14 protein-coding genes, 1 tRNA gene and 2 pseudogenes are annotated in these 19,332 nt (G+C 66.0%); 8 read left to right on the top strand and 9 right to left on the bottom strand.

All coding sequences use genetic code 11. The annotated features are described in order from the left end of the window. Positions 1-7: 7 nt before the first annotated feature. Positions 8-1,177: an acetyl-CoA acetyltransferase gene (locus B5Y19_RS23690; RefSeq protein WP_055728488.1), complete on the top strand. Its 1,170-nt coding sequence runs from the start codon at positions 8-10 to the stop codon at positions 1,175-1,177. 184 nt (positions 1,178-1,361) lie between these two features. Next, positions 1,362-2,570 (top strand): MFS transporter, encoded by a 1,209-nt coding sequence (locus B5Y19_RS23685; protein ID WP_055728489.1) that lies wholly within the window; start codon positions 1,362-1,364, stop codon positions 2,568-2,570. Positions 2,571-2,627: 57 nt separating this feature from the next. Here the strand turns inward: B5Y19_RS23685 and B5Y19_RS23680 are convergent, their stop codons facing one another. Continuing rightward, a complete protein-coding gene (locus B5Y19_RS23680; RefSeq protein WP_055728490.1) occupies positions 2,628-2,900 on the bottom strand; it encodes a BolA family protein in 273 nt (90 codons plus the stop codon). Between B5Y19_RS23680 and B5Y19_RS23675 the strand changes: the two genes are divergently transcribed. Then, entirely contained in the window at positions 2,841-3,614 is a 774-nt protein-coding gene (locus tag B5Y19_RS23675; RefSeq protein ID WP_342060168.1) for a DnaJ domain-containing protein, read from the top strand. The two genes, B5Y19_RS23680 and B5Y19_RS23675, sit on opposite strands and share 60 nt — an antisense overlap. 12 nt (positions 3,615-3,626) lie before the next feature. On the opposite strand, the gene B5Y19_RS23670 is transcribed toward B5Y19_RS23675, so the two are convergent. The 5 genes from B5Y19_RS23670 to B5Y19_RS23650 form a co-directional block, all read right to left on the bottom strand. Continuing rightward, positions 3,627-5,615 (bottom strand): ethylmalonyl-CoA mutase, encoded by a 1,989-nt coding sequence (locus B5Y19_RS23670; RefSeq protein WP_055728492.1) that lies wholly within the window; start codon positions 5,613-5,615, stop codon positions 3,627-3,629. A 266-nt stretch (positions 5,616-5,881) separates the two neighbouring features. Then, a complete protein-coding gene (locus B5Y19_RS23665) occupies positions 5,882-6,676 on the bottom strand; it encodes a cell wall hydrolase (protein ID WP_055728493.1) in 795 nt (264 codons plus the stop codon). Between the two features lie 503 nt (positions 6,677-7,179). Further along, positions 7,180-7,653 carry a DUF1178 family protein gene (locus B5Y19_RS23660; RefSeq protein ID WP_055728494.1) on the bottom strand — a complete coding sequence of 158 codons (474 nt, stop codon included), beginning with the start codon at positions 7,651-7,653 and terminating at the stop codon, positions 7,180-7,182. Between the two features lie 89 nt (positions 7,654-7,742). After that, positions 7,743-8,000 carry a glutaredoxin 3 gene (gene grxC, locus B5Y19_RS23655; RefSeq protein WP_055728495.1) on the bottom strand — a complete coding sequence of 86 codons (258 nt, stop codon included), beginning with the start codon at positions 7,998-8,000 and terminating at the stop codon, positions 7,743-7,745. A gap of 31 nt (positions 8,001-8,031) precedes the next feature. Then, positions 8,032-8,820: a ComF family protein gene (locus B5Y19_RS23650; RefSeq protein WP_079592239.1), complete on the bottom strand. Its 789-nt coding sequence runs from the start codon at positions 8,818-8,820 to the stop codon at positions 8,032-8,034. 445 nt (positions 8,821-9,265) lie between these two features. On the opposite strand from B5Y19_RS23650, the gene B5Y19_RS23645 reads away from it, so the two are divergent. From B5Y19_RS23645 to B5Y19_RS23630, 4 genes and pseudogenes are all read left to right on the top strand, one after another. Then, positions 9,266-9,341: transfer RNA gene (locus tag B5Y19_RS23645), tRNA-Glu, on the top strand. A gap of 177 nt (positions 9,342-9,518) precedes the next feature. Then, a pseudogene (gene htpG / locus B5Y19_RS23640) lies at positions 9,519-10,739 on the top strand (molecular chaperone HtpG); the annotation flags it as partial. A 312-nt stretch (positions 10,740-11,051) separates the two neighbouring features. Beyond that, on the top strand, positions 11,052-12,656 hold the full coding sequence (locus B5Y19_RS23635) for an OpgD/OpgG family glucan biosynthesis protein (RefSeq protein ID WP_055729693.1): 1,605 nt from the start codon (positions 11,052-11,054) through the stop codon (positions 12,654-12,656). Between the two features lie 22 nt (positions 12,657-12,678). Then, positions 12,679-13,965, top strand: a complete 1,287-nt coding sequence (locus B5Y19_RS23630; RefSeq protein ID WP_139384535.1) for a phospholipase D-like domain-containing protein — start codon at positions 12,679-12,681, stop codon at positions 13,963-13,965. A 290-nt stretch (positions 13,966-14,255) separates the two neighbouring features. Here the strand turns inward: B5Y19_RS23630 and B5Y19_RS23625 are convergent. Then, positions 14,256-15,482 (bottom strand): annotated as a pseudogene (locus B5Y19_RS23625) (IS3 family transposase). Positions 15,483-15,752: 270 nt separating this feature from the next. On the opposite strand from B5Y19_RS23625, the gene B5Y19_RS23620 reads away from it, so the two are divergent. Further along, a complete protein-coding gene (locus B5Y19_RS23620) occupies positions 15,753-17,363 on the top strand; it encodes an ABC-F family ATP-binding cassette domain-containing protein (RefSeq protein WP_079592213.1) in 1,611 nt (536 codons plus the stop codon). A 341-nt stretch (positions 17,364-17,704) separates the two neighbouring features. Here the strand turns inward: B5Y19_RS23620 and B5Y19_RS23615 are convergent, their stop codons facing one another. Further along, on the bottom strand, positions 17,705-18,490 hold the full coding sequence (locus B5Y19_RS23615) for an SDR family oxidoreductase (protein WP_079592211.1): 786 nt from the start codon (positions 18,488-18,490) through the stop codon (positions 17,705-17,707). After that, positions 18,490-19,332, bottom strand: an 843-nt coding sequence (locus tag B5Y19_RS23610; protein WP_139384529.1) for a dihydrodipicolinate synthase family protein, incomplete at its 5' end; no start/stop codon positions are given. The genes B5Y19_RS23610 and B5Y19_RS23615, both read right to left, overlap by 1 nt.

Genomic DNA, 19,332 nt, shown 5'->3' with positions numbered 1-19,332 from the left:
AACCGTCATGAGCGCTGCAATCGTCGGCTGGGCGCATACGCCGTTCGGCAAGCAGGACGCGGAGACAGTCGAAAGCCTGATCGTGCGGGTTGCGACCGACGCGCTGGTCGATGCCGGCATCACTGCCGATCAGGTCGACGAGATCGTGCTCGGCCACTACAACGCCGGCTTCTCGGCGCAGGACTTCACCGCCTCGCTCGTCCTCCAGGCCGATCCGGCCCTGCGCTTCAAGCCCACCACGCGTGTCGAGAACGCCTGCGCCACCGGCTCGGCCGCTGTCCATCAGGGCGTGCGCGCGATCAAGGCGGGCGCGGCCAAGGTCGTGCTCGTCGTCGGTGTCGAGCAGATGACCAAGACGCCGGGGCCGGAAATCGGCAAGAATCTGCTGAAGGCCTCCTACCTGCCCGAGGATGGCGAGACCCAGGGCGGCTTCGCCGGCGTCTTCGGCAAGATCGCCGCCGCCTATTTCCAGCGCCATGGCGACCAGTCCGACGCGCTCGCCATGATCGCGGCCAAGAACCACAAGAACGGCGTCGAGAACCCCTATGCGCAGATGCGCAAGGATCTGGGCTACGCGTTCTGCCGCGAGGAGAGCGAGAAGAACCCCTATGTCGCCGGGCCGCTGAAGCGGACCGACTGCTCGCTGGTCTCGGACGGCGCCGCCGCGCTGGTGCTGGCCGACGAGGAGACTGCGCTCCAGATGCGCCGCGCCGTCGGCTTCCGCGGCATGGCCCATGTCCAGGACTTCCTGCCGATGTCGAAGCGCGACATCCTGAAGTTCGAGGGGGGCGCGCTTGCCTGGCAGAAGGCGCTGGCCCAGGCCGGCGTGACGCTCGACGACCTCTCCTTCGTCGAGACGCATGACTGCTTCACCATCGCCGAGCTGATCGAATACGAGGCGATGGGGCTGACCAAGGAAGGCGACGGCGCCCACGCCATCAAGGAAGGCTGGACCCAGAAGGACGGCAAGCTGCCGGTCAACGCCTCCGGCGGCCTCAAGGCCAAGGGCCACCCGATCGGCGCCACCGGCGTCTCGATGCATGTGCTCTCGGCGATGCAGCTGACGGGCGAGGCGCCCGAGGGCATGCAGCTCAGCGAGCCGCGCCTCGGCGGCATCTTCAACATGGGCGGAGCCGCGGTCGCCAACTACGTCTCCGTGCTCGAACGGATCAAGTGAAACGGGCCTCCCGGGCGGCTAACGCCCGGGAACCTTGCAGGGCTTTGCCGGAACGCAGGCCGCTATCGCGCCGGACCGAGAAACGGATTCCGCTTCTCGGATAAATCTGGCGCAAAACCAATGAGATAGATCGTCTTTGCCGCGTTCGGTGGGACGCGCGACGATCTAAGCGAAAGCGATCTTCGTGACGAGCTTCGTCGTCCTGCTGCTGGCCTATATCCTGAGCCAGTTCTTCCGTGCGTTCCTGGCGGTCATCTCGGGGGATCTCACGCGGGACCTCGGCCTCGACCAGGGCCAGCTCGGCAGCCTGCAGGCCGCCTGGCTGGTCGCGTTCGCGCTCTCGCAATTCCCGGTCGGATACGCGCTCGACCGGATCGGCCCGCGACGGACGCTGGCCGGCTTCCTCCTGGTCGCCGTCGCGGGGACGGTGATCTTCGGCCTGGCGCGAAACTATGCCGCTGCCCTGACGGCCCTGGCGCTGATCGGTATCGGTTGCGCGCCCATCCTGATGGCCGGCTTCTATCTCGCGGCGCGGCTCTACTCGCCCCGGCACTTCGCGACGATGTCGTCGCTCCTGATCGGGTTCGGCTCCATCGGCGACCCGCTGAGCGGCGCACCGCTCGCCTATTTCCTGGCGACCTATGGCTGGCGGGCCACCGTCTTCGGCCTTGCCGGTATCGTGGCGCTGACGGCCCTGCTTGTGGTGCTGCTGCTGGAGGACCCGCCGCCGCTGCCCAACCCGACGCAACGGCATGTCTCGCTGCTGGGCGGGGTCCGGCAGATCGTGACGAAGCGCTCGCTATGGCTGATCTTTCCCTTCGCCTTCGTGAGCTACGGGGTCACGATCTCGATGCGCGGTTTGTGGATCGCTCCCTATCTCCAGACCGTGCACGGCTTCGACCTCGCCGCGACGAGTTATGCGGCGATGGCCATGGGAGGCGCCATCGCGCTGGGCGCGCTGCTGGTGCTGCCGCTCCACCGGCGGATCGGCGCTAAGCCCACGGTCGTCGTCTGTGCCGTGATCGCGGCCTTGGCCTTCGCCGCGCTGGCGCTCTGGGGAAACGAATCGCCGCGTCTCGCAGTCGGCCTGTTCCTCGTCATCGGCCTGTTCGGTGTCACCTACGCCGTGGTGATGGCGCATGCGCGCGTCTTCATGTCGGCTCAGGAGATCGGCCGCGGCGTGACCTTCATGAATTTCGTCTTCATGGGCGGGGCAGGCGTGATGCAATGGCTGTCGGGGCGCCTGGTGAACGCTCTCGGCGGGCACGGCTACGACGCGCAGGCGACCTTCGGCTGGCTGTTCGTCTTCATGGGTGTTGCGCTCGCCGCGACCCTCGCGGTCTACGTCGTCTCGCCGGTGGAGCCGAAGGGTGCCGGCTCCGCAGCAAGCTAGCCCCAGCCCCAGGTCCCGGTGCTCGGATCGATCGCCGCCCGAAGCGGCTGCCGACGATCAAGCCTCGCCCGGCGCCTTCGCGGCGATGGCGAGCGCATGGACGCGGTCCGCCAGCTCCTGGGCCAAGGCGGCGTTGACGAGGCGGTGGCGCTCGAGCCGGCTCTTGCCGGCGAAGGCCTCCGACACGATATCCACCCGGAAATGAGTCTCGCCGCCCTCCCGCCAGCCGCCATGACCGTGATGCTGGTGTGATTCGTCGATCACCCTGAGTTGCTGTGGCGCAAAGGCCTCGGTCAGCTTTCGCGTGATTCTTTCAGTGATTGCGGTCATGATCGCGCCACCGTTGCAATGATTGTCCTGTCGGTTCGGCGTTGCGTTGCGTCGCACTTGCCGGCTCCGACCCTTGCGTCTCATAACCCGTCGACGATGAACATCAACTCGCGCCTTTTCGACAGCATCAGGATCGGCTCTTCCGAGGCGGAAGCGGTCGCGGACAGCGCTGCGCCGCGCTGCAACCATCCGGGTTGCGCGCGCGCCGGCGAATTCCGTGCGCCCATGGGGCGCGGCCGCGAGGGGCAATTCTTCCTGTTCTGCATGGAGCACGTGAAGGCCTACAACGCGACCTACAACTATTTCGCCGGCATGGATGACGACGCGCTCGCCGCCTACCAGAAGCAGGAGGAGATCGGCCATCGGCCGACTTGGAAGCTCGGGGTCAACTCGCAGGCGGCGCGGATGTCGCAGCGCGGGCGCCTGCGCAATGGCGAGGCCGGGCCCGACATGCACGACGCCTTCAACCTGTTCGGCGCGCGCTCCAAGCAGCAGGCGGCGCAGCCGGAGACCCGCGTCGGCGTGGTGGCACGCAAGGCGCTCGATACGCTCGGCCTCGACGACACTGCGGACTCCGTCGCGATCAAGGCGCGCTACAAGGAGCTGGTGAAGCGTTTCCACCCTGACGCCAATGGCGGCGACCGCTCGCGCGAAGGCACGCTTCAGGAAATCCTGAAGGCTTATCAGCAGCTCAAGAGCGTGGGGATGGTTTAGGCGGGATCACGGCTAGCCCTTTTTCGCCGCCAGCCCCGCGACATCGGCGATGATGCCGTCCAGCGCGAAATCCTTGGGGGTGTAGACCCGCGCCACGCCCATGTTGCGTAGCGCGTTCTCGTCGTCGGGCGGGATGATGCCGCCGACCACGACCGGTACCTCCATGCCGGCGACGCGCAGGCGGGCGGTGACGTCGCGCACGAGCGGCAGATGCGAGCCGGAGAGGATCGAGAGCCCGATGATGTCGGCTTCGCTCTCCCTGGCCTCGCTGACGATCTCCTCCGGCGTCTGGCGGATGCCGCCATAGCTGACATTCATCCCGGCATCGCGGGCGCGTACCGCGATCTGCTCGGCGCCGTTCGAGTGCCCGTCGAGGCCGGGCTTGCCGACGAGGAAGCGCGGCGGGCGGCCGAGACGCTCGGTCGCCTTCTCGACGGCGGCCTTCGCCGTGGCAAGGCCGGTCGCGTCGCCCAGCTTCGTCGTGTCGACGCCGGTCGGCGCACGGTATTCGCCAAAAATCTCGCGCAGAGTCTGAGCCCATTCACCGGTGGTGACGCCGGCCTTGGCGCAGGCGATCGAGGCCGGCATGACGTTGCGGTTTTCGCGCGCGCTTGCCGCAAGCTCGGCGAGCGCCGCCGCGGCCGCCTTGGCGTCACGGTCGGAGCGCCAGGCCTTGAGCCGGGCCACCGCCTCGATCTCGACGGAATCCGGCACGGTGACGACGGCGCCGTCGCCCGCCGAGAGCGGGGAGGGCTCGCTGTTGGTGAACTTGTTGACGCCGACGACGACCTGCTCGCCGCGCTCGATCGCCTCGATCCGGCGGGCGCCGTTCTCGACCAGCGCCTGCTTCATGTAGCCGGTCTCGACCGCGGCGAGCGCGCCGCCCATGTCGTCGATCTTCGCCAGTTCCTCCAGCGCAGCGGCTTTGAGATCCGACACCTTGGCGTCGACCACGGTGGAGCCGTCGAAGATGTCGCCGAATTCGAGCAGGTCGGTCTCATAGGCCAGGACCTGCTGCATCCGCAGCGACCATTGCTGGTCGAAGGGACGGGGCAGGCCGAGCGCCTCGTTCCACGCGGGCAGCTGGACGGCGCGCGCACGCGCCTTCTTGGAGAGCGTCACTGCCAGCATCTCGATCAGGATGCGATAGACGTTGTTCTCCGGCTGCGGCTCGGTCAGCCCCAGCGAATTGACCTGGACGCCGTAGCGGAACCTGCGCATCGCCTCATCGGCAACGCCATAGCGGCCGAGCGTGATCTCGTCCCAGAGCTCGACGAAAGCCCGCATCTTGCAGAGCTCGGTGACGAAGCGCATGCCGGCATTCACGAAGAAGGAGATGCGGCCGACGATGCCGGGGAACTCCTCGGGGCTCACTTCCGGCCGGGCGCGGATCGAATCCAGCAGTGCGATCGCCGTCGCCAGCGCAAAGGAGAGTTCCTGCACCGGCGAGGCGCCGGCCTCCTGCAGATGATAGGAACAGACGTTGGTCGGGTTCCATTTCGGCAGCTCGTTCGCCGTGAAGACGACGATGTCGGTGGTGAGCTGCATCGAGGGGCGCGGCGGGAAGACATAGGTGCCGCGCGACAGGTATTCCTTGACGAGGTCGTTCTGAGTCGTGCCTTGCAGCAGCCTGCGGTCGGCGCCCTGCTCGTCGGCGACGGCGATGTAGAGCGAGAGCAGCCAGGCCGCCGTCGCGTTGATCGTCATCGAGGTGTTCATCTGCGCCAGCGGGATCTGGTCGAACAGCGCCCGCATGTCGCCGAGATGGGAGATCGGCACGCCGACCTTGCCGACCTCGCCACGCGCCAGCACATGGTCGGGGTCGTAGCCGGTCTGGGTCGGCAGGTCGAAGGCGACGGAGAGACCCGTCTGGCCCTTGGCGAGGTTCGTCCGGTAGAGCCGGTTGGATTCGGCCGCGTCGGAATGGCCCGCATAGGTGCGGAAGATCCAGGGCCTGTCGCGCTGGGCCGATTGCGGGCCGCTTTGCTGCGTCGCGGTCATGGCGCCTCCCCGTGTTGCAGAGCAATCTGAATGTTGCACTGCGGCGAGGATAAGACCAGAACCTCGGCGATGTCCCCTTCGACGTTAGGCGAACGGCCTTCCGGCTTGGGCCGCTGTTAAAGCCCTCATCCTGAGGAGCAAGCCGACGGCTTGCGTCTCGAAGGATGCTTCAGGAGGCTCCGGTGTCATCTGGAACATCCTTCGAGACGCCGCTGACGCGGCTCCTCAGGATGAGGGCCATCAGAGGCTTCGGGGATCCTGGGCGCTTAGCGCGAGGGCGACGAAACGCTGCCCCTGATTTCGGCGGTCGACAGCAGCGCCACGCGGCGGTCGTCCTTGGGCGGCGCAACAAGGGCGCGCGCGGACGCCTTCGGCAGGTCGAGATCGAGCGGCCGGCCGGGCGGCAGCGGGGCGTTCTTGACCAGCGTGACCATCGGCGATTCGAGCGCAGGTAGCTTGGGCGCGGTCGCCTCGGGTGCGAAGGCGAGCGGCGCGGAGGCGAAGGAAGTCGCGGCCGAAGCGGACGAGGAAGCGGTGGTGAGGGGCGCGGAGGTCGAGGCCGCGGCGAGCTGGATCGTCGGCTCCTCGATGCGGCGACGCTCGGGACGCTCGCCCTTGACGTAGAAGGCGTTGCCGCCGGCCACGGTCACGTAATGCATGTTCTTGTAGCCGAAGCGCAGGCCAGCCATGTGGAAATGCTTGGCGGCGCCGACCGATTCGTTGCGGCGGCCATTGAGGATGTCCTCGGCGATGGCCTCGACCTTCGGCAGGACATTGTCCGTCATCGGACGGGTCAGGACGCCGGAGGCGAATTGGCGGGGAGCCCCGACCACGCCGCAGATCGTCTCGGGATAGCGCGCCGACTCGACGCGGTTCATCACGACCGTGCCGACGCCGAGCAGGCCGGCCTCGCTCGAACGGTTCGATTCGAAATACATCGCGCGGACCAGGCAGTCCTTCTCGCGCGGATCGGCCTTGGCCAGGGCGACGGCACGCTTGCGCGCGGCGGCGGGCTCCTTCGTCGCCGGGGCGGAAACCGCGGCGGTCTCGACCGGCGACATGCTGCAGGCGCCCAAAGCGGGGGCCAGAAGCGCAATCAAAAGCGGGATCGATCCACGTCCACCGTACCGGAAAACTCCGCCGGAACGGAGACCATGTGCAGCGATCGCGGCCCGCGTCATGCGGCAACTCCTGGGTTCGAGATCCTGAGCCGCCGCATGCGGCGCGCCGGTCACACCGGCAAGGAAACCTGAATTCCTTAACAGAAAGTTAATCCGGGGTGGAAGGGGGGAGGCGGGCAAGGCGGCGTCCGGCCGGTCGCCCTCTTCGGCGGGCATGCCGCTAGCTTGTTGTATCGAAAGGAGAAAAGCGGGGCTTACCGAACCGGGATTTTTCGCTCGCGGCCCGCAGGTGCCGCTAGGGAAGCTCTGAGCGATCGCGTCGGAACGACGCGGAAAACCGGCGACAGAGGGCGGAGCCCGCTCGCGAAATCGGGGATCTGCGAAGCGCCCGCGATCAAGGCCTGCCGCCGAGGCGCAGCCTTGCCGCGATCACGAAAGGCGCTTCAGTTCCCCGCGCCCGGCAGGCGCGGCAGCGGCAGGAAGTCGACGCCCTCGTCCTGCAGCATGCGCGCGTCGTCCGCCGTGGCCTCGCCATAGATCGCGCGCGCTTCGGTCTCGCCATGGTGGATCTTCAGCGCCTCGTCGGCGAAACGCGGGCCGACATGCTCGGCATGCTCGCGAACATGCTGATGCAGCGCGGTCAGCATCTCGCGGAAAGCCTTCTCCTTTTCTCCCATCAGCGCGACCGGCGCCGGCGCGCCGGCCGGGGCGGGCGCTTCCGGCGCGGGCCCGGTGGCGCGCGCGTCGAGATCGGTGCGTGCGACATTCGGCGCCATGATGGCGCGTTCGATCTTGGCGCTGTTGCAGGCCGGGCAGGTCACGAAGCCGCGCTTCGTCTGATCCTCGAAGCTGGCCGAGGACGAGAACCAGCTCTCGAATTCGTGGGCGTTGTCGCAGATGAGGGCGTAGCGGATCATGTCGTCTTAGATGGTGGCGCTGCGCCACCAAGGCAAATGAACAGGGAGCGGCAAGGCTGACCGGAGCCGGCCGGAATCGCCGTCGGGCCTCAGGCCACCAGCAAATCGTCGAGCTCGCCGCGCGCATCGAGCGCGTGGATGTCGTCCGAGCCGCCGACATGGCGCTCGCCGATAAAGATCTGCGGCACGGAGGTGCGCCCACCGGCGCGCGCCGTCATCTCCTGGCGCAGCTCCGGCTTGCCGTCGACGTCGATCTCGGTGAAGGCGACCCCCTTCTGCGCCAGCAGCGCCTTGGCGGCCCGGCAATAGGGGCACCAGGAGGTGGTGTAGATCGTGACGGGCGGCATGGGCTGAGGCCTCTCCATGAAATGCTGGGCCTCATGTAGTGGCTTCCCGGCCATCCGTCACGACCCGTGCGAAGGTCAGCACGTCGACGGCGCCGGCGCCGGCCCGCAGCAGCGCGCGGGCGGCGGCATTGGCCGTCGCGCCCGTCGTCAGCACGTCGTCGATCAGCAGGATGCGCCGGCCCTCGACCCGCGGGCGCATGGCGTCCGGCACGCGGAAGGCTCCCTGCAGGTTGTCTGCGCGTTGGGCGCGCGTCAGGCCGACCTGCCGGCGCGTCGGCCTGACGCGGGCCAGAGCAGTCAGGGCCAGCGGCACGCCGGCGTTGCGGGCCAGAATCCGCGCCAGCACAGCAGCCTGGTTGAAGCGGCGCTGCCAGAGCCGCGTCCGGTGCAGCGGGATCGGCACGACGAGGTCGGCATCGGCGATGAGTTCGCGCCCCGCCAGCCGCATCATCCGGCCGAGCGTCAGGGACAGGTCGACGCGATCGCCATATTTCAGGCGATGGACGAGCTCGCGCGCCGTGCCTTCGAAGCGGCAGGCCGCCCGTGCCCGGCCGAAGACCGGCGGCGCGGCGATCGCGGCCGGCGACAGCAGGCCGGGGCCGAGATCGACCGGGAACGGCGTGCCGAGGCGCTCGCAATAGGGGCGTTCGATGAAGCCGATCCCGCTCCAGCAGCGGGCGCACAGGGCCTGCGCCTCGCCGATCGCCGCCTGGCAGGCGATGCAGGTCGGCGGATAGACGATCCCGATCAGCCGCTGCAGCGCGGTCCGGAGTGCCAGGCGGCCGTGGCCGAGGAGGCGGGGGAGGCGGTCTCCCCGCATCCGCGGTTCTTCGTCGGCAAGGGAAGCCTGATCGGCACGGGAAGCCTGTGTCGGGAGCTCGTGCCTGATGCAGGCTTCGGCCTCCGGCGTCTCGAGCCGCCACTCGCTCATCGTTGCGCTCGCCCCCCTGCCTGAGACTGCAGTCGTCCGAGGATCTGCCGTCACCATGTCAGCATCGTCTGTCTCGCCGTGAAGGACAACGCATCGGCCTGCGGGCCAAGCGGCGTTGCATCGACCAATAGGCACGGTGGAAGGCGAAGGCTGGCGGAGCAGATCGGCGGCGCAGGCAACGGGCACCGCCGCGCGAGCTGGAGCGGCCGTTGTGCCGGGCGCCGACGGGCTTTCCACAGGGCGCCGCCGGCCCGGCATCTTTTCTTCGCGGCGATGCAAAAACCAGTTGCGGCGGCACGGTTGTCCGACTACATAGGCGCCCTCGGCCAGCGCTGCTCCCTTCGTCTAGCGGTCTAGGACGTCGCCCTCTCACGGCGAAAACAGGGGTTCGAGTCCCCTAGGGAGCGCCATTTCCGGCCGTAATCCACCAAAATCAAGGCCTTAGCTGTCCGGCGAGCTTGCTCGCTGCCGCTCCTTGCGGGACGTTTTGCATAACAAATTGCATAACGCGGACGGCGCATGTCGATTCCAAATTACGTTGCTCTGCGAAAGCGCACCTACCACTACGTCCGTCGGATACCGGATGAGACGCGGTCGCCCTCTCCGATGGAGCCGCGCTCTGGACGAAGCCGAAGAGTGAGATCACCAAGAACGAATACGCCGATTTCTACCGCGGTGTTGCCGGGCAGTATGACGAGCCCGCCGCAACGATCCATTTTCGCGCGGAAGGCCTGCACGAATATACCGCGCTGACCTTCGTCCCGGGCGCGCGTCCGTTCGATCTCTTCGACGCCGACCGCAAAGGCCGGATCAAGCTCTACGTGAAGCGCATCTTCATCACGGGTGAGGCAGAACTCCTTCCGCGCTACCTGCGCTTCGTCCGCGGCATCGTCGACACCGCCGACCTGCCACTCAACGTCTCCCGCGAGATGATCCAGGACAGCCTGCTGCTCGGCGCGATCAAGAAGGGCGTCACCAACCGTGTCATTGCCGAGCTTGCGAAACTGGCAGAGCAGGATCCGGACACATTCCGGGTGATCTGGGAGAACTTCGGTGTCGTCATAAAGGAAGGGCTTTACGAGGATTCCGCACGCCGGGAGCAACTGCTCGGGCTCGCTCGCTTCCGGACGACAGCCTCAGGCGAAACGTGGCGCAGCCTCAAGGACTATGTCGGCGCGCTCAAGGGCAACCAGACAGCGATTTACTACATTACTGGCGACGATGCCTCCCGGATCGCCAACTCCCCGCAGCTCGAAGGCTTCCGAGCGCGCGGCATCGAGGTCCTGCTCCTCTCCGATCCGATTGACAGCTTCTGGGCCTCGGCCGTGCCGGATTTCGAAGGCAAGCCGTTCAAGTCGGTGACGCAAGGTTCGGCTGATCTTGGTCTTATCCCGCTGCTTGAAGGCGCAGCGCCTCCGTCGGCTGAAACTAGTGAGAAGATCACCGCTCTGCTTGCATCGATAAAGGAGATTCTGGCCGACGAGGTTGCCGATGTCCGATCCTCCGATCGGCTAACCGAAAGCGCGGTCTGCCTTGTTGCATCAGACATAGGGCCGGATCGCCAGTTCGAACGCCTGCTCAGCGCCGCAGGTCGAGTCGAGAGTGCGGCCAAGCCTATCCTCGAGGTCAACCAGCGCCATGCGATGGTCTCAGCCCTCGCCTCAACGGAAGATCATGCCCTCCGTAGTGACGTCGCCCACCTGCTCCTGGATACCGCCCACATTTTGGACGGCGAGCGCCCGGCCGAGGCAAACGCATTTGCTGAAAGGCTAAGTCGGTTGGTGACCAGAAGCCTCGGCAATGGCTGACGCATGGGGCGGACAAGGCTCTGCCGGCTCTCGTCATCAGAGGAGAGTGATCCGGCCGCTCGACAACTCGTAATGGGCACCAACCACCTTGACCTTCCCATTCTTCACGAAATCCGCGAGGATCGGCTTTGCCGTTTCGAGGCGGCGAACCCCCCGGTTGACGTTCGCCGCGATCGCCGCGGCTTCAAACTCTCCGAAAGCCGATAACCCACGTGACTGACCAGCGCGCCGTTTTCGGGAACCGCTGGACCATGTTGGGGTTCTAAAGTCGCCTGCTGTTCTGGGCCGGGCAAGATTACGGGGGAATCCGTTTTGTTCGCACCGTCTCGCCGCGCGCTCCTCGCCCTACTCTCTGGCGCTTGGCTGGCGGCCGACCGTTCCGCTCTGGCTCAATCGTCTGCACGACCCGCCAAAAGCTTTGGCTATGGCGACGTCATCGACCAAGCAACGGCTCTGGCGAAGCAACCCTTCGATGCCGAGACTGCGAAGATCCCGGCCGAGCTCTCCAACCTGACCTATGACAGTTATCGCGAAATCCGCTTTCGTCGCGACAAAGCCTTCTGGCGAGACGGCGGCGCGGATTTCCGCCTGCTGCCCTTCCATCTCGGCTTCCTGCACAACAAGCCGGTCCAGGTTCACATCATCAATCACGGCAACGCGGTCCCGATTCCTTTCACGACCGGCCTGTTCGAATACGGCAAGGTGCCCGTCCCCAAGGGCCTCTCGCCGGCGCTGGGCTTCGCGGGTTTCGCTGTCACCACCAACCTGAACGATCCGAAGGTGCAGGACGAGGTCATCTCCTTTCTGGGTGCGAGCTATTTCCGGCTGATCGGGCGAGGGCACCGCTACGGACTTTCGGCGCGCTCGCTGGCTTTGGATGTGGGCGGCGAAGGCCCCGAGGAGTTCCCGTTCATGCGGGCACTCTGGCTGGAGGAGCCGTCGCGCGACACGACCGAGCTTGTCATCTACGCCCTGCTCGACTCCCCGTCGGTCGCGGGGGCCTTTCGCTACGTTGTCCGTCCGGGGCGCGACACCTCCATGGAAGTCACTGCGACCATCATTCCGCGCCGCGAGATCGAGCGGCTCGGCATTGCGCCGCTGACCTCGATGTTCCAGGCTGGTGAAGGCGATCTTGGCCAGAGAACCGATTTTCGTCCGGAGATCCACGATTCGGACGGGCTGATGCTGGAAACCGGCAGCGGCGAATGGATCTGGCGCCCCATTCGCAATCCCAAGGCGCTGCGCATATCGAGCTTCCGCGACAAGAGCCCGCGTGGTTTTGGGCTGATGCAGCGCGACCGCGATTTCGGCAGTTATCAGGATTTGGAAACACGCTACGATGCGCGGCCCGGCTATTGGGTCCAGCCTCAGGGCGACTGGGGCGAAGGCCGGATCGACCTCATCGAGATCCCGACCGTGAACGAAGCCTTCGACAACATCGTCGCGTGCTGGACGCCCGGCAAGCCCTTGCCTGTGGGACAAGCCGCCGAATTCAACTACCGCATCTCGGCGCTGTCCACGACCTGGCACCTGCACCCCTATGCGCAGGTGCAGCAGAGTTTCAACGGCTCTGATATCGAGGACGGCATCTCCGAGGGAAAGGGCACGAAACGCTTCATCGTCGATTTCGCCGGCGGCGACCTCGCCTATTACCAGACCGAGCCCGATCGCCTGGAGCTTGTCGCCACGACGACGGCCGGCGCCATCACCACGAAGATCCTGACGTTTAATGCGCCACTGAAAGGCGTGCGCGCCATCGTCGACGCGACGCTGCCGGACGGTCAGTCGGCGGAGCTTCGTATGTTCCTGAAATCGCGCAATCGTACCCTCAGCGAAACTTGGACGGCAACCTGGGCGGTTCCGGCCGGCGACTCCACCAGTCCACAGCCGTCGAGGAACCAACCTGCACGCAAGTGATGCCTCTGCCTTTCAAGCTCGCATGATCATGACGCTCCGGCGACAACCCCTCGTCATCGCGCTCCTCTCGGCCATACTGGGTGTCGCGGGCTGTCTCGTCGTCGGCAACATGCTGCGGGAGCCGCAGGAGCTGAAGCAACCGCTTCCACATCATCTCGCCTCGTCGGATCGCCAGCTCAGGACATCGATGGGTGCCCTCTTCGGATCGAACTATGTTCCCGGCAACAAGGTCGAGACGCTGGTCAACGGTATCAGGATCTTCCCCGCGATGCTGAGCGCCATTCGCGAGGCGCGGCAGACGATCAGCTTCGAGACCTATATCTACTGGCGCGGCGCCATCGCTGAGGAGTTCGCCTATGCCCTCTCGGCGAAAGCGCGGGACGGGTTGAGCGTGAAGGTGCTGCTCGACTGGGTCGGCAGTCTGCCGATGGACGAGGGGCTCATCCAGCGGATGCGGGAGGCCGGTGTCGAGGTTGTCCGGTTTCGCCCGGTCACCTGGTACACGCTCGACCGGGTCAACAATCGCACTCACCGAAAACTGCTGGTCGTCGATGGGCGCGTGGGCTTCACCGGCGGCGTCGGTATCGCAGATGAATGGAACGGCGATGCGCGCACGCCCAACGAATGGCGCGACAATCACTATCGCGTCGAGGGACCTGCCGCGGCGGAAATCCAGGCGGCTTTCGCCGAGCACTGGATCGAGGCGACCGGAGAGTTGCTCCTGGGTGACCGCTTCTTCCCGGAGATCGCCCCAGCAGGCGACCATGCCGCTCAGGTCGTCGTCAGCTCGACCCATCAGCGCAATACCATGCATCTCATGCTGATGACCGCGCTTGCGGCGGCAGAGAAGAGCATCCGCATCGCAACGCCTTATTTCGTTCCCGACGACCTGACTCGCCGGCAGCTCCTTGAGGCCCGCAGGCGAGACGTCGAGATCGAGATCATCGTGCCGGGGCCTCGCACGGATGCGCGCATCGTCAGGAAGGCATCGCGGCACCTGTGGGGTGATCTGCTCCAGGCCGGCGTAAAGATCTACGAATATCAGCCCACTTTCTTCCACTGCAAGCTTGTGATCGTTGACGATATCTGGGCCTCCGTCGGCTCGACGAATATCGACGACCGCGCACTGAGGCTCAACGACGAAGCCAACATCAATCTGTTCGATCGGGAATTCGTCAAAACTCAGATGGCTTTGTTCGACAGGGATGCCGCAGCCTCCCGTCCCTATACCTTTTCGGACTGGCAAGGCCGTTCATCGAGCGAGAGGTTCTCGGACTGGCTGTCCAGCCTCGCTCGATCGCAGATATGACATGAACTCACTGCCCCGCTAGGTAGCGGAGCGTTCCGACAGCCAAGCGAAAGTGGTCATGCCGTCGCCTTGCCCGAGCTGCGCGTCCACGTCGCCGAAGCCTATGTCAGCACGTCGGGGCTGCGGGAGCAGGTCGGGCAGGTCATGGATCTACCGCGCGATGTACAGAACGACGTCGGCATTATCAAGAAGCGCCTTGACCGAGTGATCGAAGTCGTCACTCGCCGCAGCGCGCAAGGAGCGGTTCAAGCAAACCTGAATGTTGTAGCCCCCAAAAGCCCGGACATTTCTCACGGTGCTGCATGGGCCGCGATGAACTCGCGGGGTGAACGATATCCGAGCGCTCTATGGGGGTGAAGCTCGTTGTAATGGTCGAACCATCCGGCAGGGCGAGCATGACGGTGCTGGCATCGGGGGCGGGATTCACCGAGACGCAGTCGCGCTTGAAGGTGCGCACGAAGGCTTCGGCCATGCCGTTGCTCTGCGAGCTCTGGACCGGGGTGGTCAACGGCTCCAGGCCGATATCGCGGGCAAAGCGGCGGGTCGGTCCTGCGATGAAGCAGGAGCCGTTATCGGTCAGCCATTCGATGGTCTGCGGCAGGCGGTTGACCTTGCCGAAGCGATGCTCGACGGCGGTGACCATCAGGTCGCAGACATCCTCGCCCTTGAGGCCCTCGGTGGTGGCGACATGGCCCATGGCTTCCCGGTCGCAGCAATCGAGCGCGAAGGCGACCCGGACCTTTTCGCCGTTGTCGCAACCGATCTCGAAGCCGTCGGAGCACCAGCGCAGGTTGGAGCGCGCAACAGCGATGCGGCCGTCGTGACGGCGCTCGACCCCGCCCGCATGACGGTCGAGCAGAAGGCCATGGACCTTCATCACTCGATAGACGCGCTTGCGATTGGCGGGCGGACGGCCCTCGGCCAGGGCCTTGCGCCGCAACCTGGCCCAGACGCGGGCATAGCCGTAGGTCGGCATGTCGTCGATGATCGCTTCGATCTCGGCCAGGAGTGCCTCTTCCGGCAGGGGCGGACGCCTCTGCGCTGTGGCGAGCGCCCGGCCGTCCGCTGCGCCAGCCGCGTGGCGAGATGCGAACGGGACACGTCCAGCGTCGCGGCGACGGCACTCACGGCAAACCGTCCTTCGGCAGCGACAGCGACCGCAATCTCCGTTTTTTTATATCCTCCGCCACGGTGAGGGCTTCCTGGAGAAGCTCGACCTCCAGCGTCTTCTTGCCCAACAGCCGTTGCAGTTCGCGGATCTGCTCCTGCTGCGCCCGGAAGGCGGAGGCCGGAACCACTTCTTCCTCGGCCGCGGTCGCGGTCAGCGCTCCTTGCTCGGCAAGACGCCGCCAAGTGAAAAGCTGGTTCGGCGACACGCCGCATCGGCGAGCGACGAGGCTGACCGTGACGCCCGCCTCGCGCGTCTGCGCCACCATCTCCAGTTTCTCCGCGACAGACCACCGGCGACGCCGCTCAGGCCCGATCAGAACCTCGGCCTTCGGATAAGAACCAGTCATAGACACGACATTACTCCCAACCCTTATTTTAAGGGTGAGACATGTCCGGGGAATTCGGGGGCCGCTTCAGGAGCGATACCGATCGGATAGACACCTGCTTCAAAAACGCTCACGGGCGAGTGTGGTGCCGGTGCCTTTCTTGATGCCAAACCTTGCGAGAGCGGGTAACGCTCACCATCATCCTGACACCTGTAGCCGGAGACGCCTTCGAAATGGACTTGCCCCTCGCTGTATTCGCCCCTTCGGTTTTTCTGCGAGAAGTTCTTTTCGATGCCTGCACTCGTCTCCCTGTCCGGCCTGTCATGGTCAACGCCTGACGGCACGCCGCTTTTCACCGATCTCGATCTCACCTTCGGACCCGAACGCACCGGCCTTGTTGGGCGCAATGGCTCAGGCAAGAGCACGCTTCTTCACCTGATCGCCGGCGACCTACCTTCTGCCCCGGATCAGATGCGGATATCCGGCTCCGTCGCGATGATGCGCCAAGAGGCCTTGAAACGCCCGAGCGACACCATTGCCGATCTCTTCGGTGCTCGGGATGCACTCCGGCTGCTTTACCGGGCCGAGGCTGGGCTTGCCGATGCCGGCGAGCTGGCCGAAGCCGACTGGACGTTGTCCACGCGGATGGAGGCGGCACTTTTGCGGTGTGATCTAGCGGTCGAACCGCAAACGCCTTTGGCGGCGCTGTCGGGCGGACAGCGCAGCCGCGCGGCTCTTGCCGCCCTCATCTTTGCCGAACCGGATTTTCTGCTGCTGGACGAGCCGACCAACAATCTCGACCGTGCCGGGCGCAAAGCGACGATCGATCTCCTCCAGGGGTGGAAAGGCGGTGCGGTCATCGTCAGCCATGATCGCGACCTGCTCGAGGCGATGGACGCCATTGTCGAGCTGACCGCGCTCGGGGCCACACGCTATGGCGGAAACTACAGCGCTTTCAGGCAGCGCAAGGCCAAAGAACTGGATGCGTTGGAGCGCGATCTTGTTCATGCGGAGAAGGTCCGTGACGAGGCTGTTCGTCGCGCGCAAGAAGCTGCAGAGCGCAAGGCCCGCAAGGATAGTGCCGGGCGGAACGGGCGGGCCAAGGGCGGCAAGCCGAAGATCCTGATGGATGCGGCCAAGGGCCGGGCCGAAGCCTCCGGTGGCGCGGCCGCGCGGCTGCGCGACACCCGACGCGAAGCGGCGCAGGAAGCGCTCGCCGATGTCCTCCAGCGGATCGAGGTGCTGCAACCTCTGCGCATGGACGTTCCTGCAACCGGCCTTCCGTCGGCCAAGCCGGTCCTCAGGCTCGACGGCGTGACGGGTGGATATGGTCCTGAGCGACCTGTCGTCCGCGATCTGTCGTTAAACATCGTCGGCCCCGAGCGCATCGCGGTCGCCGGACCGAACGGAAGCGGCAAAACGACGCTCCTCAAGTTGATCACCGGCGAGATAAAGCCGCATAGCGGCGTTGTGGAAGTGGCGGTTCCGTTCGCGATGCTGGACCAGCATGTCGGTCTGCTCGATCCAATGCTGAGCCTACGCGAGAACTTTCAGGAAATGAATCGCGGGGCCGGCCAGCGCGCGGCCCACGCAGCCCTGGCCCGGTTTGGCTTCCGCGCGGCGGATGCGCTGCGCCGAGCCGGCGAACTCAGCGGCGGCGAACGTCTGCGCGCGGGTCTCGCCTGCACCCTCGGCGGGACGCCGCCACCTATGTTGTTGATTCTCGACGAACCGACCAACCACCTCGATCTCGACGGAATCGCTGCGTTGGAGGCAGCCTTGGCCGCCTATGACGGAGCGGTGCTGGTGGTCAGCCACGACGCGGCGTTCATCGACGCGATCAAGCCGCACCGAACAATTCATATGAGAGAATGGCCGAGCTCCCGATCTGCTCGAGAGTGACAGGGGCGCGTCAAGTTTTCGACAGAACTCGGCCTGAAGCCGGGGCTGAATTCCTACTGATAGCGTCTCGGCATTGAACTAAGCTGTTCTTTTGCGGCTACGGTCGACTGGCGCCACGTCAGGCCATTGGGCCGTTGCCCGGAAGCGGACCTTCCCAGATCGGCTATGGGACCCGCTCCTGCCCCCTCCCGCCGGTGTCTAGTCGCATCCATTCCTCTCGAGGCTTTTGACTTTTTGCCTGATCTTCCCCATGGCCGGTTCCCTTTGGGAGGCCGGCCATTTTTTGGATCGATGCAGGCCGCTTCGATCTGAGCGTTATCGGCTCAACACCACGCAGTTCGCTAGATGCCCCGAATTAGGCCGCCATCGACGCGGATTTTGGCGCCCGTCACGTAACTGGCCCGTTCGCTGGCGAGGAAGGTGACGACATCGGCGAATTCCTGCGGCTTGCCATAGCGGCCGGCGGGGATCGTCGCGATCGAGGCCTTGGCCACGGCGTCGCGCGTGCCGCCGCTGCGGGCCGCTGCGGCGTCGTCGAGCTGGTCGACGCGCTCGGTATGGATGCGGCCCGGCAGGACGACATTGACCGTCACGCCGCTGCCCGCGACCTCGGAGGCCAGCGTCTTCGACCAGCCGATCACCGCGGCACGGATGCCGTTGGAGAGGGCGAGCCGCGGAATCGGCTGCTCGACGCCTGAGGAGGCGATGGTGACGATGCGGCCGAAGCCGCGCTCCGTCATCCCCGGCAGCAGGCGCTGTGCCAGATGGAACAGGTTGGCGGCCATCCCTTCAAAGTGCTTCAGCCAGTCGTCGCGCTTGGCGTCGCGGGCCTCGCCCGGCGGTGGGCCGCCGGAATTGCCGATCAGGATGTCGACGCCGCCTTCCGCGGCGAGTCGATCCGCGAGGGCCTCGACGGAGGCGAGGTCGGCGAGGTCGAGCTTCGCGGCGCTGACGCGGCCGCGCTGCTCCGCGGGCAGGGCCGCGATCCAGCTTTCCGTCACATCCGTGCCGCGCGCGGCGGCGATGACGGTCGCGCCTTCAGCGGCGAGCGTCTGCGCGATCGCGGCGCCGAGCCCACGGCTCGCGCCCAGTACGAGGGCGCGCTTTCCGACAAGTCCCAGATCCATCAGCCGATCTCCTTCAGGCGCCGCTCCTGCCGCGCGATGAGCCGTTCGATATCGGCGATGTCCATCTTGGACAATGCCCCGCCCGGCTTGCGCAGGGTGGCGGAGGCGATGGCACCGCGCTTCGCCAGCGTGTATTTGCGCAGCGCGAGGCCAAGGCCGGGCTGCTGCTCGTAGCGGGCAAGCGGCAGATAGGCGTCGAAGAGGTCATGCGCCCGCTCGACCTGACCGGCGGCATGCGCCTTCCAGACATCGACCATCATCTCCGGATAGGCGAAGCCGGTCATGGCGCCGTCGGCGCCGCGCGAGAGTTCCTCCGGCAGGAACATGCCGCCATTGCCGACGAGGATCGAGATGCGCCGGCCGCCCTGGTCGCTCGCTGCGCGAAGGGCGGAGATCTTGGCGAGGCCCGGCCAGTCCTCATGCTTGAGCATGACGCAGCTGGGATGGGCGGCGACGATCTTCAGGATCACGGCAGGCGTGATCTGCACCTGCGTGACCAGCGGGAAATCCTGCAGCACGAAGGGCGTCTTCGGCCCCAGCGTCTCGGCCGCCATGGCGTAGTAGGAGAGGATCTGGTCGTCGGTGCGCAGCGTCGAGGGCGGCGCGACCATCACGCCGGCAGCGCCGTCGCCCATCACGCTGTCGCTGAGCTCGCGCATCGCGGCGAAGCCGGACGCCGAGACGCCGGCGACGACCGGGACGCGGCCGTCCACCCGCTTCAGCACGCGGCGCACGAAGATGCGGGATTCGTCCGCCGTCAGCTTCGGCGCCTCGCCCATCATGCCGAGCACGGTGAGACCGGTCGCGCCCTTCTCCAGATAGAAGTCGACCATGCGGTCGGT

The organism is Allobosea thiooxidans, assembly GCF_900168195.1.
GTDB lineage: Bacteria > Pseudomonadota > Alphaproteobacteria > Rhizobiales > Beijerinckiaceae > Allobosea > Allobosea thiooxidans.
The sequence above is the reverse complement of the archived record's forward strand: the minus strand, read 5'-3'. Positions and strand labels throughout refer to the sequence as shown.

Bases quoted from the DNA above. Each gene is read 5' to 3' on its own strand.
- B5Y19_RS23665 (WP_055728493.1), bottom strand. From the start codon at position 6,676: ATGTCGCCGGTCGAGACCGCCGCGGTTTCCGCCCCGGCGACGAAGGAG.
- B5Y19_RS23680 (WP_055728490.1), bottom strand. From the start codon at position 2,900: ATGACCGCAATCACTGAAAGAATCACGCGAAAGCTGACCGAGGCCTTT.
- B5Y19_RS23660 (WP_055728494.1), bottom strand. From the start codon at position 7,653: ATGATCCGCTACGCCCTCATCTGCGACAACGCCCACGAATTCGAGAGC.
- B5Y19_RS23670 (WP_055728492.1), bottom strand. From the start codon at position 5,615: ATGACCGCGACGCAGCAAAGCGGCCCGCAATCGGCCCAGCGCGACAGG.
- B5Y19_RS23650 (WP_079592239.1), bottom strand. From the start codon at position 8,820: ATGCGGGGAGACCGCCTCCCCCGCCTCCTCGGCCACGGCCGCCTGGCA.
- B5Y19_RS23630 (WP_139384535.1), top strand. From the start codon at position 12,679: ATGATCATGACGCTCCGGCGACAACCCCTCGTCATCGCGCTCCTCTCG.
- grxC (WP_055728495.1), bottom strand. From the start codon at position 8,000: ATGCCGCCCGTCACGATCTACACCACCTCCTGGTGCCCCTATTGCCGG.
- B5Y19_RS23615 (WP_079592211.1), bottom strand. From the start codon at position 18,490: ATGGATCTGGGACTTGTCGGAAAGCGCGCCCTCGTACTGGGCGCGAGC.
- B5Y19_RS23690 (WP_055728488.1), top strand. From the start codon at position 8: ATGAGCGCTGCAATCGTCGGCTGGGCGCATACGCCGTTCGGCAAGCAG.
- B5Y19_RS23620 (WP_079592213.1), top strand. From the start codon at position 15,753: ATGCCTGCACTCGTCTCCCTGTCCGGCCTGTCATGGTCAACGCCTGAC.